General features: G+C 63.8%; 14 protein-coding genes. 13 read left to right on the forward strand and 1 reads right to left on the reverse strand.

Annotated elements, in window-relative coordinates; genetic code table 11:
* Window positions 1-112 precede the first annotated feature (112 nt).
* Both OKW30_RS16900 and OKW30_RS16905 read left to right on the forward strand, forming a co-directional pair.
* Entirely contained in the window at window positions 113-760 is a 648-nt protein-coding gene (locus OKW30_RS16900) for a LysM peptidoglycan-binding domain-containing protein (RefSeq protein ID WP_429347144.1), read from the forward strand.
* 154 nt (window positions 761-914) lie between these two features.
* Entirely contained in the window at window positions 915-1358 is a 444-nt protein-coding gene (locus OKW30_RS16905) for a lysozyme inhibitor LprI family protein (RefSeq protein WP_184068653.1), read from the forward strand.
* A gap of 68 nt (window positions 1359-1426) precedes the next feature.
* On the opposite strand, the gene OKW30_RS16910 is transcribed toward OKW30_RS16905, so the two are convergent.
* Complete coding sequence (locus tag OKW30_RS16910) at window positions 1427-2500, reverse strand: MBL fold metallo-hydrolase (RefSeq protein ID WP_429347145.1); 1074 nt, start codon at window positions 2498-2500, stop codon at window positions 1427-1429.
* 158 nt (window positions 2501-2658) lie between these two features.
* On the opposite strand from OKW30_RS16910, the gene OKW30_RS16915 reads away from it, so the two are divergent.
* From OKW30_RS16915 to bioB, 11 genes are all read left to right on the forward strand, one after another.
* Window positions 2659-3063, forward strand: a complete 405-nt coding sequence (locus OKW30_RS16915) for a MerR family transcriptional regulator (RefSeq protein WP_184026376.1) — start codon at window positions 2659-2661, stop codon at window positions 3061-3063.
* A gap of 39 nt (window positions 3064-3102) precedes the next feature.
* Complete coding sequence (gene aceK, locus OKW30_RS16920) at window positions 3103-4920, forward strand: bifunctional isocitrate dehydrogenase kinase/phosphatase (RefSeq protein ID WP_429347146.1); 1818 nt, start codon at window positions 3103-3105, stop codon at window positions 4918-4920.
* 72 nt (window positions 4921-4992) lie between these two features.
* Entirely contained in the window at window positions 4993-6201 is a 1209-nt protein-coding gene (locus tag OKW30_RS16925) for an acetyl-CoA C-acetyltransferase (RefSeq protein WP_187628337.1), read from the forward strand.
* 28 nt (window positions 6202-6229) lie between these two features.
* Complete coding sequence (locus tag OKW30_RS16930) at window positions 6230-6907, forward strand: SDR family oxidoreductase (RefSeq protein ID WP_184068665.1); 678 nt, start codon at window positions 6230-6232, stop codon at window positions 6905-6907.
* A 33-nt stretch (window positions 6908-6940) separates the two neighbouring features.
* On the forward strand, window positions 6941-8071 hold the full coding sequence (locus OKW30_RS16935; protein ID WP_429347147.1) for an acyl-CoA dehydrogenase family protein: 1131 nt from the start codon (window positions 6941-6943) through the stop codon (window positions 8069-8071).
* Between the two features lie 7 nt (window positions 8072-8078).
* Complete coding sequence (locus OKW30_RS16940; RefSeq protein ID WP_184068671.1) at window positions 8079-8534, forward strand: YchJ family protein; 456 nt, start codon at window positions 8079-8081, stop codon at window positions 8532-8534.
* Window positions 8535-9150: 616 nt separating this feature from the next.
* Window positions 9151-10458, forward strand: a complete 1308-nt coding sequence (locus OKW30_RS16945) for a dienelactone hydrolase family protein (protein ID WP_429347148.1) — start codon at window positions 9151-9153, stop codon at window positions 10456-10458.
* A 352-nt stretch (window positions 10459-10810) separates the two neighbouring features.
* Window positions 10811-12172, forward strand: a complete 1362-nt coding sequence (bioA, locus tag OKW30_RS16950) for an adenosylmethionine--8-amino-7-oxononanoate transaminase (protein ID WP_429347149.1) — start codon at window positions 10811-10813, stop codon at window positions 12170-12172.
* On the forward strand, window positions 12172-13356 hold the full coding sequence (bioF, locus tag OKW30_RS16955; RefSeq protein WP_429347150.1) for an 8-amino-7-oxononanoate synthase: 1185 nt from the start codon (window positions 12172-12174) through the stop codon (window positions 13354-13356). The genes bioA and bioF overlap by 1 nt, the downstream gene beginning before the upstream one ends.
* Entirely contained in the window at window positions 13353-14093 is a 741-nt protein-coding gene (gene bioD / locus OKW30_RS16960; protein WP_429347151.1) for a dethiobiotin synthase, read from the forward strand. The genes bioF and bioD overlap by 4 nt, the downstream gene beginning before the upstream one ends.
* Window positions 14094-14145: 52 nt before the next feature.
* On the forward strand, window positions 14146-15258 hold the full coding sequence (gene bioB / locus OKW30_RS16965; protein ID WP_429347152.1) for a biotin synthase BioB: 1113 nt from the start codon (window positions 14146-14148) through the stop codon (window positions 15256-15258).
* Window positions 15259-15319 lie beyond the last annotated feature (61 nt).

Here is a 15319-nt window from a genome sequence, read left to right on the forward strand (position 1 = left end):
GTTCTTGAACCGGGCTTTTTTTATTCAACGCGCGAATTGGCTGGTTGCATCTGACACTGCGTAACCTTCTTTCGACGTGATCTCGGGTCTTTGGCCGCCAGACCGATTCCTAATGCAATTTTCCTCAGGCAAGAAGCTGATAATTGCCTGCAAAGTAGCCGCCCACACTTTGACAGAAGGAATGGTTATGGCAATGCAAGCTCCAACGAGGACAGGTTTTGAACGGTGGCAGGATGGCGTTAGCAAGGCTGTAAGCGATGCCAAATGGAATTCCTGGGACTGCGAGATCCAGACGGCAGTCCATGAGTACCACCGCCATCTCTGCGGCACTTCCGGGTACGTGTCCCTGGACTGGCAGCTTATCAAGGCGATGTTGTGGGTCGAAACAGGTGCCCACGATCCTGAGTGGAACGCCAAGCCGATGCGAATTGGGGTTGCAGGCGATCCTGGATTAGCATCGCTGCTTTCAGGTAATGAAGGCGGCGATTTGATTGTGCCGCCAGCCTGGATAGGACGGCTGACAATGGCCTCAGTCAGAACGATACCGGCGTATAACATCCGTGCTGGTATTGGCTATTTGCTGATGCGCATAGCACATTTTAAGTACCGAAGCGTACTTCGTGCTGACCCTAAGGTTTACAAAATCGCCGTCAGGCCAGGAGACAGCCTCGACAAGATGGCGAAGGCTCAGGGCACGACGATCGACACGTTAAAAGAGCTGAATCCCCCGCCACCGTTCTGCGACCCGGACAAGTGTTGAAGTACCGGAAGGCTTCAGTTCAAAAGGCTATTACGAGCTGGCGCCCCTTCTCCGCGGCATTGATAGCGGAGCGTTATAACGGAGGCGGTGACCTCAACTACGCCAGAAAGCTTGATTACGCTTTGTCAATGGTGCGTAAAGGAAAGGTGGCCCTATGCGCGCGATAAAGCTGATCTGTTTAGGCCTCGCCGCCTGCCTGCCAACGTTGGTCCTTGCGGCCTCAACTGCTCTCGTTGCAAGCGAGCGGGCTTTACGCGAAGAATGCAGTGCATTCTCGCAATCGGGAATGCGGGACTGTCTGGCAGAAAAAGCAGATGCCAGTCAGAAGGCCCTCAGACGAGCCGAGGAGAAGATGGCTGGCACCCTCTCCAAATGGGATGAAGACAACAAGTACGTGAACCAGGCCAAGGCAAGACTCGTCGCATCAAACAGCAAATTCGCTAAGTACCGCGAGACTCAATGCCAGTTCGCAGCTTCGCTAAGCGGTGGTGGAGCCGGCAGTGCACGCGAAGTGCGCAGTTTGGCTTGCGTTGCGGAACTCAACAACCGGCGTGCCCAGCAACTTCGCGACGCTGCATCTGACTTGCCGTTGAAATAGTTCGAATGAACACACCCAGCACCGTTGCGCCGCTGAGTGCGCTCATATAGCGCATCGAATCGAAAAGATCACACCGCCGCAAACCGAATCACCCCATCCGCATCCTGCGTCCGCTTCAAATCCCCCGCTCGCCACAGCAGATGCAAATGCGCGAGCGCCTCACCCATCGCGAACGTCATCTGATGGATATCGAGTTGGCGCTTGAACATCAACGGCACGATATCGGCGGCGCTGCGCGGCCTTTCCGCGCATGCTTCGCGCACTTCGGCGAGCCGCGCGTCATGATGCTCGCGCAGTTGCTGAATGCGCGTGCGCACGCCGCGAAACGGCTTGCCATGCGACGGCAGCACGAGCGTAGCTTCGGGCATCGTCTCGTAGCGGCCGAGCGACTCCAGATACAGTTCGAGCGGCGAACCCTCAGGCTCGATATCGAACACCGACACGTTGGTCGAAATGCGCGGCAGCACCATATCGCCGGAAATCAGCGTGCCGGTTTCCGCGCAGTGCAGCGCACAGTGTTCCGGCGAGTGGCCGAAGCCCGTCACCACGCGCCACGTCCGGCCGCCGATCCTGACATCCTCGGCTTCACGCAAACGGCGGTATTGCCCCGGAATCGCCGGCACGAGGCTCGCGTAGTAGCTATTGCGATTGCGCAGTTTTTCGAGCGATTCGGCGTCGGTCAGACCGTGCCGCGCGAAGTGCCGCGCCGCGGCCTCGCCACCCGCGTTCGAGCCGTCGCCGGTCGCCATCACGCGCGCCTGCAAGTATTCGCCGAGCGTCATCCACAGTCGCGCGTCCCAACGCTTTTTATCGCCACCGCCGCACACCCAATGCGCGAGGCCGATGTGATCCGGATGGCAATGCGTGACGATCACGCGCAGCACCGGCAGGCCGTCGAGCACCGATTCGAACACGCTCTCCCAATTCGCCTTGATCGTGTCCGACGTGATGCCGCAATCGACCACGGTCCAGCCTTGCTGGCCGTCGATCTCATCGCGCAGCAGCCACAGGTTGATATGGTCGAGCGCGAATGGCAGCGGCATGCGCAGCCAAAGCACGCCGGGCGCGACTTCCATCGTGCGGCCCGCGTCGGGCATCGTGTCGTTGAAGGGGTATTCGAGCTGGTGTTCGAGTGCATTCATGGGGACTGTCTTCCTCCGACGACCCTCCGGCATGGCGAGGTGTGCGATGCCGGTCGGCCGGGTTGTGGTTGCTTTCCGCTCAGGTTGACGATAACGTAAACGTCGATTCTATCGTCCAATCCGGTTTGGTGCCGACCAAGCGGCCACGAGATGTCCCGATGAATACGCAATACACGATCACCGAGCTCGCGCGCGAATTCGACGTCACGCCGCGCGCGATCCGTTTCTACGAAGACCAGGGTTTACTCTCACCGAGCCGCGAGGGTTCGAGCGGCTTGCGGCGCGTCTATTCGGGCCGCGACCGCACGCGTCTGAAGCTCACCTTGCGCGGCAAGCGGCTCGGCTTCACGCTGTCGGAGATCCGGGACCTGCTCGACGTCTACGAATCGCCGACCGATACCGTGCCGCAGTTGCACGCGTTCCTCGCGACGGTCGCGCGTCATCGCGAAGTGCTCGAACGTCAGCGAGAAGATCTCGACGCGACGCTCGAAGATCTCGCGCAGTATGAAGCGCAGGCGCGCGCGCTGCTCGATGGCGCGAGGCACGAAGCGAAGCCTGCCTGAAGCTGCCTGACTCTGACCGGCGTTTGCGGAGCGCGCGTGATGAATCACTTCCCCAAGCTGTTATCGTCGCAAATCGGTTTCGACGTCGCGCAGACGATGCTCGAAGGGTTCGACCGTCACTACCGGATCTTTCGCGACGCGGCGATCCACGCGAAAACGCTGTTCGAAGCCGGCGACTGGCACGGCCTGCAAAAGCTCGCGCGCGACCGCATCACGTCGTACGACGATCGCGTGCAGGAATGCGTGCAGTTGCTCGAAGACGAGTACGACGCGGAGAACATCGACAGCGAAGTGTGGCAGCAGATCAAGCTGCACTACATCGGCCTGCTGACCACGCACCGTCAGCCGGAATGCGCGGAAACCTTCTTTAATTCGGTTTCCTGCAAGATTCTGCATCGCTCGTACTTCAACAACGATTTCATTTTCGTACGCCCGGCGATCTCGACCGAATACATCGAGAACGACGAACCGGCCGCGAAGCCGACCTACCGCGCGTATTACCCCGGTACTGATGGACTTGCCGCAACGCTCGAACGGGTCGTCACGAACTTCCAGCTCGATCCGCCGTTCGAGGATCTGACGCGCGACGTCGCCTGCGTGATGCAGTCGATTCACGAAGCGTTCGGCGTGTTCGACGAAGCGCCGAACTTCCAGATTCACGTGTTGTCGTCGCTGTTTTATCGCAACAAGGCTGCATATATCGTCGGGCGCATCATCAACGGCGAGGCGCTGCTGCCGTTCGCGGTGCCGCTGCGTCACGTGAAACCGGGCGTGCTCGCGCTCGACACCGTGCTGCTCAAGCGCGAGCAGTTGCTGATCATCTTCAGCTTCTCGCACTCGTATTTTCTGGTCGACATGGAAGTGCCGTCCGCGTATGTCGAGTTTCTGCGCACGGTCATGCCGGGCAAGCCGAAGGCGGAAATCTATACGTCGGTGGGTCTGCAGAAGCAGGGCAAGAATCTGTTCTATCGCGATCTGCTGCATCACCTGAAGCATTCGAGCGACCGCTTCATCGTCGCGCCCGGCATCAAGGGGCTCGTGATGCTGGTGTTCACGTTGCCGTCGTTCCCCTACGTGTTCAAGCTGATCAAGGACAACTTTCCGCCGCCGAAGGAAACCACGCGCGCGCAGATCCAGCAGAAGTATCTGCTCGTCAAACGTCATGACCGGCTCGGCCGGATGGCCGACACGCTCGAATATTCGAGCGTCGCGCTGCCGCTCGCGCGGCTCGACGAAACGCTGTTGCGCGAACTCGAAAAGGAAGTGCCGTCGCTGATCGAGTACGACGGCGACAACCTCGTGATTCGCCATCTGTACCTCGAGCGACGCATGGTGCCGCTCAATCTGTTCCTGCAGAACGGTAACGACGACGACGTCGAGCACGGCATCAAGGAATACGGCGACGCGGTGAAGGAGCTGATCCAGGCGAACATCTTCCCCGGCGACATGCTCTACAAGAACTTCGGCGTCACGCGACATGGCCGCGTCGTGTTCTACGACTACGACGAGATCGAATACCTGACCGACTGCAACGTGCGTGCGGTGCCGGCGCCGCGCAACGAGGAAGACGAAATGTCGGACGAGCCGTGGTACGCGGTAGGCCCGCACGATATTTTCCCGGAGACGTACGGCACTTTCCTGCTCGGCGATCCACGCGTGCGGCGCTCGTTCATGCGGCATCACGCGGATTTCTTCGAGCCCGAGCTGTGGCAGCGATACAAAGATTTTCTGTTGAAGGGCGAGCTGCCCGATTTTTTCCCGTACGACCGGAGCGTGCGCTTTTGCGTGCGTTATCCGGAGCGGTTCGCCGGAGCGCCCGATGCGCAGGCGGACGAGCCAAATGTGCGCGTGGCTTGATGAATCCCACGAGGGTTCGCATCAGGCAACGCGCGGCGGTAGCCATCCAAGCTATGACCAAGGAGCTCGAACATGAGTGACGCAAACCACAGTGGTATCAACGCCGATCCAATCGTAATCGTCAGCGCGGCGCGCACGCCGATGGCCGGCTTTCAGGGCGACTTCGCGTCGCTGAGCGCGCCGCAACTCGGCGCGGTCGCGATCAAGGCGGCCGTAGAACGAGCGGGTCTGAAGCCCGAGCAGATCGACGAGGCGGTGATCGGTTGCGTGCTGCCCGCCGGCCTCGGCCAGGCGCCCGCGCGCCAGGCCGCGCTCGGTGCGGGTCTGCCGCTCGCCACCGGCTGCACGACGGTCAACAAGATGTGCGGCTCCGGCATGCGCGCGGCGATGTTCGCACACGACATGCTGGCCGCCGGCTCGCTCGACGTGATCGTCGCGGGCGGCATGGAGAGCATGACGAACGCGCCGTATCTGCTGCCGAAGGCGCGCGGCGGCATGCGCATGGGCCACGGCCAGGTGCTCGACCACATGTTCTACGACGGCCTCGAAGACGCCTACGACAAAGGCCGTCTGATGGGCACGTTCGCCGAGGAGTGTGCGGCGTCGTTCGACTTCACGCGCGAGGCGCAGGACGCGTTCGCGGTCGAGTCGCTGAACCGCGCGAAGCGCGCGAACGAGGACGGCTCGTTCGACTGGGAAATCGCGCCGGTCACCGTAGCGGGCCGAAAGGGTGACGTCACGATCGCGCGCGACGAGCAGCCGTTCAAGGCCAACCTCGACAAGATCCCCACGCTGAAGCCCGCGTTCAGCAAGACCGGCACCGTGACGGCGGCGAACTCGTCGTCGATCTCGGACGGCGCAGCCGCGCTCGTGATGATGCGCGAGTCGACCGCGAAACGGCTCGGCGTGGCGCCGCTCGCGCGCGTCGTCGGTCATTCGACGTTCGCGCAGGCGCCCGCGAAGTTCACCACCGCGCCGGTCGGCGCGATCCGCAAGCTGCTTGGGAGGAACGGCTGGCGCGCCGGCGACGTCGATCTGTACGAGATCAACGAAGCGTTCGCGGTCGTCACGATGGCCGCGATGAAAGAGCACGATTTACCGCACAACAAGGTCAACGTGAACGGCGGCGCGTGCGCGTTAGGCCATCCGATTGGCGCATCGGGCGCGCGCATTCTCGTCACGCTGATCGGCGCGCTGAAGAATCGCGGTCTGAAGCGCGGTGTCGCGACGCTGTGTATCGGCGGCGGCGAGGCGACCGCGATGGGTGTCGAACTGATCTGACGCATCCACAAAATCTTCGAGGAATACGATGAAAACAGTGTTGATCGTCGGTGCATCGCGTGGCATCGGCCAGGAATTCGTCCGGCAGTACAGAAACAGCGGCTGGCGCGTGCTCGCGACCGCGCGCGACGGCGCCGCGCTCGACGCGCTCAACGAACTCGGCGCCGAAACCTTCACGCTCGACGTCACCGCGCCCGAAGACATCGCGGCGCTCGGCTGGAAGCTCGACGGCGAACGGCTCGATGCCGCGATCCTGGTGTCGGGCGTGTACGGTCCGCGCACCGAAGGCATCGAAACGATCACCGCCGAGGACTTCGATCACGTGATGCACACGAACGTGCGCGGCCCGATGCAGCTGCTGCCAATCCTGCTGCCGCTCGTCGAGGAAACGGACGGCGTGCTCGCGGTGATTTCGAGTCGCATGGGCAGCATCGCCGATGCAAGCGGCACGACCGGCTGGCTGTATCGCGCGAGCAAGGCGGCGCTGAACGCCGTGCTGAAGCTCGCGTCGCTCGACGCGCAGCGCGCGACCTGCGTGTCGCTGCATCCCGGCTGGGTGCGCACCGACATGGGCGGCGCGCAGGCCGCGCTCGATCCCGCGCGCAGCGTGGCGGGCATGCGCGAGGTGCTGGCGCAGGCGGCGGCATCGCGCGACGCGTTCCACGGCCGCTTCTTTCAGCACGACGGCACGCAGCTCGACTGGTAGACAACTACGTTGCATGGGACCGGAGACACGCTCATGGTGCTTGATCAGGATCACCTGATGGTGCGCGACGCGCTGCGCACCTTCGTGCGCGAAGAGATCACGCCGTACGCGGCGCAATGGGACCGCGAGCGTACCTTCCCGCGCGACGTGCACCGGCAGCTCGCCGAGCTCGGTGCTTATGGCGTGCTGGTGCCCGAAGCGTATGGCGGCGCCGGCATGGACGCGCTCGCGCTCGCGTTGATCCTCGAAGAAATCGCGGCCGGCGACGGCGGCACGTCGACCGCGATCTCGGTGAACAACTGCCCCGTGTGCAGCATCCTGCTCACTTATGGCAACGACGCGCAGAAGCGCGACTGGTTGACGCCGCTCGCGCGCGGCGAGATGCTCGGCGCGTTCTGCCTGACCGAGCCGCAAGCGGGCTCGGATGCGTCGGCGCTGCGCACCACCGCGACACGCGACGGCGACGCGTACGTGCTGAACGGCGTCAAACAGTTCATCACGAGCGGCAAGAACGGCGACGTCGCGATCGTGATGGCCGTCACCGACAGGGCCGCTGGCAAGCGCGGCATCAGCGCGTTCATCGTACCCACCGGCACGCCGGGCTACGTGGTCGCACGAGTCGAAGACAAGCTCGGCCAGCATTCGTCGGATACCGCGCAAATCGTATTCGAGGCGTGTCGCGTGCCGGCCGCGAACCGGATCGGCGCGCAAGGCGAAGGCTACCGGATCGCGTTGTCGGGTCTCGAAGGCGGGCGCATCGGTATCGCCGCGCAAAGCGTCGGCATGGCACGCGCCGCGTTCGAGGCGGCGCTGACTTACGCAAAAGAACGCGAGAGCTTCGGCGCGCCGCTGTTCTCGCACCAGGCGGTGCAGTTTCGCCTTGCCGACATGGCGACCCAACTCGAAGCCGCGCGTCAATTGATCTGGCACGCGGCGTCGCTGAAGGACGCGGGCCAGCCGTGTCTGACCGAAGCCGCGATGGCAAAACTGTTCGCCTCCGAAGCGGCCGAGCGCATCTGCTCGGCCGCCTTGCAGATTCACGGCGGCTACGGTTATCTGAGCGACTTCCCGGTCGAGCGGATTTACCGCGACGTGCGCGTGTGCCAGATCTACGAAGGCACGAGCGACATCCAGAAGATCCTGATCGCTCGCGGGCTCAACTGAAATTTCAATGAACAAGCCATTATTGTCACTGCAAAGACCTGTCGACTGTCCGTGCGGCGGCGCCGCGCCCGACGCACGCGGGGGCACCGCGACCAAAGCCCCGCGTTTCGCGCAATGCTGCGGCCGCTATATCGACGGCGGCGAAGCGGCGCCGCGCGCGCTCGAACTGATGCGCTCGCGCTATAGCGCGTACGTGCTCGGTGCAACCGACTACCTGCGCGCGACGTGGGACCCCAGCACCTGCCCCGCCGATCTCGACGTCGATCCCACCGCGCCCGACGCGCCCCGTTGGCTCGGACTGCAGATCAAAGGCTTCGCCGAAAGCGATGCCGATCGCGCGACCGTCGAATTCATCGCCCGCTACAAAGTGGGGGGACGTGCTTATCGGTTGCATGAATCGAGTCGATTCGTGCGCGGCGATGATGGCCGCTGGCGTTATGTCGATGGCGACGTCAATGAGTAAATGAAGAGCACGCGACGATTAAGTAATCGCTGCATTACACGCCGAAGCTTTCTCGTGTCTTTCACTTGCCCTCGACAAACTTTATAAAGGGCCTTTGCATAGGCCTTTTTTCGTTCCTTTCACGCGGGCTTCTTCGTTGGTCTCGCACCACAGCACTTACACGATATTTACTCGCCGCTTCCCGCCATATGTCCCCGGCCCTTGCCCGGCAAGGCTTTGAAGCCTCGTTCGCACATGCAGCAATTTTTTCGTCGCGGGTTCTCCTTGATTGCACAAAACAAAATTGTCGTGCCAGGATGAGTCCGTAGTTTCATGACGTCACATTGCGAGAGCGGGTCATACCGGCTCCGCAACATGCAAAGGAAGGCTGACCGGCCGCTGATCGAACGCGAGCCGCGCGGACTCCAGCATCAAGTGACGTTCATCCTCGACGCGTGGGGTCGCGTCGGCCGTTGGGTTCATCCCGTGCAATCTCGATTTGCGAGCGTGCGCTTCCCGCAACGCTCGCGAGTGAGTCTGTTTGTGTCGAAATCGCGAACGAAAGCTGAATGTCAGCCGCGTTTTGCGCAACCGGACAGCACGGAGTTCAGGACACGTCTTTAAAGCAGGTGCGTCAATGGTGTTGAGCAAGGTTCTGACGAAGTGTGCGGCGATCTGCGCCGCGGCCACGTGTGCTGTCACGATCGCGCATGCCGATCCGCTCGCCTACTCGTCCCTTTCCGCACACGACGCGACGCCGTCGAGCGACATCCAGGGACCGCTGTCGCGCGCCCGCGTGCCGCGCCTCGCGCTGGACGACGACGTCTACCTGCCCACCGCTCACCTGAACGAAAAGATCATCCGCGTGCCGGTCGACGCCGCCGGCACGGTCACGCTTGAAACCACGATCTACAAGCCGGACGGCCCCGGCCCGTTCCCGATGATCGTCTTCAACCACGGCAAGATTCCGGGCGACCCGCGCACGCAGGAACGCAGCGACCCGCTGCCGTTCGCGCGCGAATTCGTGCGCCGCGGCTACGTGGTCGTCGCGCCGAACCGCCAGGGCTTCGGTCGCTCGGACGGCGTGTACGAGCAGGACGGCTGCGATGTCGAGCGCAACGGCCTTGGCCAGGCCGGCGACGTCGCAGCGACGATCGATTACATGTCCAAGCAACCTTATGTCGACGCGACGCACATCGCGGTGGCCGGCACCTCGCATGGCGGTCTTGCGACGATCGCATACGGCACCGAAGCGGCGCCCGGCGTGCGCGCGCTGATCAATTTCTCGGGCGGCCTGCGCCAGGACGCCTGCAAAGACTGGCAAGGCAATCTGACGCGCGCATTCGGCGCGTACGGCGAGAAGACCTCGGTGCCGTCGCTGTGGCTCTACGGCGATAACGATTCGGTGTGGAACGCGCCGCTCGTCGCGGGCATGTACGCCGCGTACGGCGCGCATGGCGCCAGCGTGAAGATGGTCGACTTCGGCCACTACAAGAACGACGCGCATCGGCTGGTCGGCGACCGCGACGGCGTGCGCGTATGGTGGCCGGCCGTCGAAGCATTCCTCGCTCGCGCCGGTATGCCGACTGCCGTGCAGTATCACGTCGCCGATCCGGCCGCGCCGAAGGCAACCGGATTCGCCGCGCTCGACGCGGTCGACTCGGTGCCGTACCTCGACAACGAGGGCCGTAATGGCTATCGCAACTTCCTGCATCAGTATCCGAGCCGCGCGTTCGCGGTGTCGGATTCGGGCGCGTGGTCGTGGGCCGAGGGCGGCGACGATCCGATGTCGGTGGCGGTGAAGAATTGCCAGAAGCAGAGCTCCGATCCGTGCCGGTTGTATGCGGTCGATAACGCTGTCGTGTGGGGCGATCAGAACTCGCAGACGGCGGATGCAAGCGATGCCGATGCCAATGGCCGGAAAGCGATCGCGAGCCGGGAGTGAAGTACGAATAGAGGCGTGAGTCGAGCCGTAAATCGCGCCTGATTCTGATGTGCCGCAAGCCCGCCGTATCGGCGGGCTTTTTCTTGTGCGCTCCGTTCCCCCGCAAAAAACACCTCGTCACCTCAAGTTCTGGCCAGTAACAGCCCATTACTTTGACGTCGCTATCTCCGTCGATTGGCGAGCTTCCCTCACGAACTCGAACGAGCTGCATCGAACGATGCTAAACCTCGACGCCACCGCGAAAAACGAGCATTTCGCGGTTGATGCGCGCGACCAAATAAACCGCTAATCTCGACCCCGCGCACTTGCCGAGGCTTGCGTGCGTGGTAAAAAAGCACCCTGGAGTACCTCTTTGGAAAAGTCAGCAGTCCCCCCGGTCGCCCCTGAAGATTGGGTCGCCCGCAGCCTGCGCGCGGTGTGGCATCCGTGCACGCAGATGAAGCACCACGAACGTCTGCCGCTGATCCCCGTCGCGCGCGGTCAAGGCGCGTGGCTGTACGATCGCGCCGGTCATCGCTATCTCGACGCGATCAGTTCGTGGTGGGTCAATCTGTTCGGTCATGCGAACCCGCGCATCAACGCGGCGCTGAAAGATCAGCTCGATACGCTCGAACACGCGATGCTCGCCGGCTGCACGCACGAGCCCGCCGTCGAACTCGCGGAACGTCTGCACGCGTTGACCGGCAACACGCTCGGCCACGCGTTCTTCGCGTCGGATGGCGCGTCGGCGGTCGAGATCGCGCTGAAGATGAGCTTTCACAGCTGGCGCAACCGGGGCTACGCCGACAAGCAGGAATTCGTCTGCATCGCCAACAGCTACCACGGCGAGACGATCGGCGCGCTCGGCGTGACCGACGTCGCGCTGTTCAAGGACGCGTACGATCCGCTGATTCGTCACGCCCACGTCGTCGCCTCGCCCGATGCGCGGCTCGCGCAAGCGGGCGAAACCGCCGCCGACGTCGCGCGCCGCGCGCTCGACCATGTGCGCGCGCTGTTCGAGGCGCGCGCGAACCGCATCGCCGCACTGATCGTCGAGCCGCTCGTGCAATGCGCGGCCGGCATGGCGATGCACGACGCGTCGTACGTCGCCGGATTGCGCGCGTTGTGCGACCGGTACGGCGTGCATCTGATCGCCGACGAAATCGCGGTCGGCTGCGGCCGCACCGGCACGTTCTTCGCGTGCGAACAGGCGGGCGTGTGGCCGGACTTCCTGTGTCTGTCCAAAGGCATCAGCGGCGGCTATCTGCCGCTGTCGATCGTGCTGTCGCGCGACGAGATCTTCGCGGCCTTCTATCACGACGACACCGCGCGCGGCTTCCTGCACTCGCACTCGTACACCGGCAATCCGCTCGCGTGCCGCGCCGCGCTCGCGACGCTCGATCTGTTCACGAGCGACGACGTGCTCGCCGCCAACACACGCAAATCGGCGACCCTCGCGGCCGCGCTCGCGCCGCTCGTCGAGCACGCGCAGGTGCGCAATCTGCGTCAGCGCGGCACGATCTTCGCGTTCGACGCAATGATCGACGATCCTCAGCAAGCCAAAACGTTCTCGCGCCGCTTCTTCGAAAACGCGCTGCAACGCGAGCTGTTGTTGCGCCCGATCGGCACCACCGTGTACCTGATGCCGCCGTACATCCTCGACGACGAAGAACTCGCGCTGCTCGCCACGCGCACGCGCGACACCTTCGACGCCACGCTCGCGGAGGCACGCTGATGCATCTGCTCGACACACTCGCCGAAGGCCTGAAGGAAATCGACGCGCGCGGCCTGCGCCGACGCCGGCGCACCGCCGACACACCATGCGCCGCGCACATGACGGTCGACGGCCGTGAAATCATCGGCTTCGCGAGCAACGACTATCTGGGCCTTGCCGCGCATCCGCAATTGATCGACGCGATCGCCGAAGGCGCGCGCCTGTATGGCGCGGGCAGCGGCGGCTCGCATCTGCTCGGTGGTCATTCGCGTGCGCATGCGCAACTCGAAGACGATCTCGCCGAATTTGCCGGCGGCTTTCTCGACGATGCCCGCGCGTTGTATTTCAGCACCGGCTATATGGCGAATCTCGCGACGCTGACCGCGCTCGCGGGCCGCGGCACGACGCTGTTCTCCGATGCGCTCAATCACGCTTCGCTGATCGACGGCGCGCGGCTGTCGCGCGCGGATGTCCAGATCTATCCGCACTGCGACGTGGATGCATTGAGCGCGATGCTCGAAGCGTCGGAGGCGGACGTCAAGGTGATCGTGTCCGACACGGTGTTCAGCATGGACGGCGACATCGCGCCGCTGCCGCGTTTGCTCGAACTCGCCGAGCGGCACGGCGCATGGCTGATCGTCGACGATGCGCACGGCTTCGGCGTGCTCGGTCCGCAAGGCCGTGGCGCGATCGCGCAGGCGGCGCTGCGCTCGCCGCATCTGATCTCGATCGGCACGCTCGGCAAGGCGGCGGGTGTCTCCGGCGCGTTCGTCGTCGCGCATGCGACCGTGATCGAATGGCTCGTGCAGCGCGCGCGTCCGTATATCTTCACGACCGCGTCGGTGCCGGCGGCCGCGCATGCGGTGTCGGCGAGTCTGCGGATCATCGGCGGCGTGGAAGGCGATGCGCGCCGCGCGCATCTCCAGCAACTGATCGAACGCACGCGCGCGATGCTGAAGGCGACGCCGTGGCTGCCCGTCGATTCGCATACGGCCGTGCAACCGCTGATCATCGGCGCGAACGATGCGACGCTCGACATCGCCGCGTCGCTCGATCGCGCGGGGCTGTGGGTGCCCGCGATCCGTCCGCCGACCGTGCCGACCGGCACGTCGCGTCTGCGCATCTCGCTGTCGGCCGCGCACTCGCACGCGGATCTCGACCGGCTCGAGGCCGGCCTGCAACAGGTCGGAGCGCGCGCGGCATGAGCAACATGATTAACGATGACGGCGCGCTGTCGCTGTTCGTCACCGGCACCGATACGGAAATCGGCAAGACCTTCGTGTCGTCGGCGCTATTGCGCGGCTTCGTGCGCGAAGGCCTGCAGGCAGCAGCGATGAAGCCGATCGCGGCGGGCGCGTTCGAAGTGAACGGCGTGCTGCACAACGAGGACGCGGATCAGCTCGATGCCGCGTCGAGCGTGCTGCTGCCGCCCGCCATGCGCACGCCGTATCTGCTGAGGGAACCGGCCGCGCCGCACATCGCGGCGGCGCTGGAAAACGTCTCGTTCGATCTCGAGCACATCGTCGCGTGCCATCGCGAGGCGTTGAAGCTCGCCGAGGTGGTCGTTGTGGAAGGTGTCGGCGGCTTTCGTGTGCCGTTGACCGCGACGCAGGACACCGCCGATCTCGCCGTCGCGCTGAAGCTGCCGGTGGTGCTGGTGGTCGGCATGCGGCTCGGCTGCATCAGCCACGCGCTGCTGACTGCCGAAGCGATCGCCGCGCGCGGTCTAACGCTCGCGGGCTGGGTCGCGAATCGCATCGACCCGGACATGACCTTTCCCGACGAAAACATCGCGTCGATTCGCGTGCATTTCGCGCAAGCGTACGACGCGCCGTTGCTCGGCGTCGTGCCGCATATCAGTTCGCCGTCGCCGGAGCTTGCAGCGCAACAGCTCGACATTCGACGGCTTCTGCAAACGCTGCGCCAATTGCGCGCGGCATAGCGCTGCCCCGCAGCGCCGAACCCAAATTCATCCGTTTACGAGGATCGATCACATGACACAACTGAATATCGCAGCGGGCACCGCCGAAGCGAGCGCCGCCAACAGCAATCCGACCGCAGCCGCTACTGAAGCGAAGCCGCTCGCGCGTTGGCGCGTCGCCGATATCGTCGCGTTGTACGAACTGCCGTTCAACGACCTGCTGTTTCGCGCGCAGCAAACGCATCGCGAGCATTTCGACGCCAATGCGGTGCAACTGTCGACGCTGCTGTCGATCAAGACCGGCGGCTGCGAAGAGGATTGCGCATACTGTCCGCAATCGGTGCATCACGACACGGGTCTCGTCGCCGACAAGCTGATGCCGGTCGACGAAGTGCTGGCCGCCGCGCAGGTCGCAAAGCAGAACGGCGCAACGCGCTTCTGCATGGGCGCCGCGTGGCGCAATCCGAAGGACCGCCACCTGGAGCCGATCAAGGACATGATCCGCGGCGTGAAGGCGATGGGCCTCGAAACCTGCGTGACGCTCGGCATGCTCGAAACGCACCAGGCACAGGCGCTGCGCGATGCGGGCCTCGACTACTACAACCACAATCTCGATACGTCGCCGGAGTTCTACGGCCAGATCATTTCGACGCGCACGTACCAGGATCGCCTCGACACGCTCGAACGCGTGCGCGACGCGGGCATCAACGTGTGCTGCGGCGGCATCGTCGGTATGGGCGAATCGCGCCGCGAACGCGCGGGGCTGATCGCGCAGCTCGCGAACATGGAGCCGTATCCGGAATCGGTGCCGATCAACAATCTGGTGCAGGTGCAAGGCACGCCGCTGACCGGGACCGAAGCGATCGATCCGTTCGAATTCGTGCGCACGATCGCGATTGCGCGCATCACGATGCCGCGCGCGATGGTGCGTCTGTCAGCCGGCCGCGAGCAGATGGATGAGTCGTTGCAGGCAATGTGCTTCCTCGCAGGCGCGAATTCGATTTTCTACGGCGATCAGTTGCTGACCACGAGCAACCCGCAGGCGGAAGCGGATCGCAAGCTGCTCGCGCGCCTGGGGATTCGCGCTGAGGCTGCGCAGCAGATGCCGGTCGAGCAGAGTGGGTGCGAGCATGGGTGTGCGCATGGGTGTGCGCATGGGCATGGGGATCACGGCGTGGCGAATTGAGTCGCGGAACCGCTGAGCCGCATGCGCTGCGTGCGCGAGCCAATGGTCTGCGTCGCCGCAT

Source organism: Paraburkholderia sp. Clong3 (genome assembly GCF_050436485.1).
Classification (GTDB): domain Bacteria; phylum Pseudomonadota; class Gammaproteobacteria; order Burkholderiales; family Burkholderiaceae; genus Paraburkholderia; species Paraburkholderia tuberum.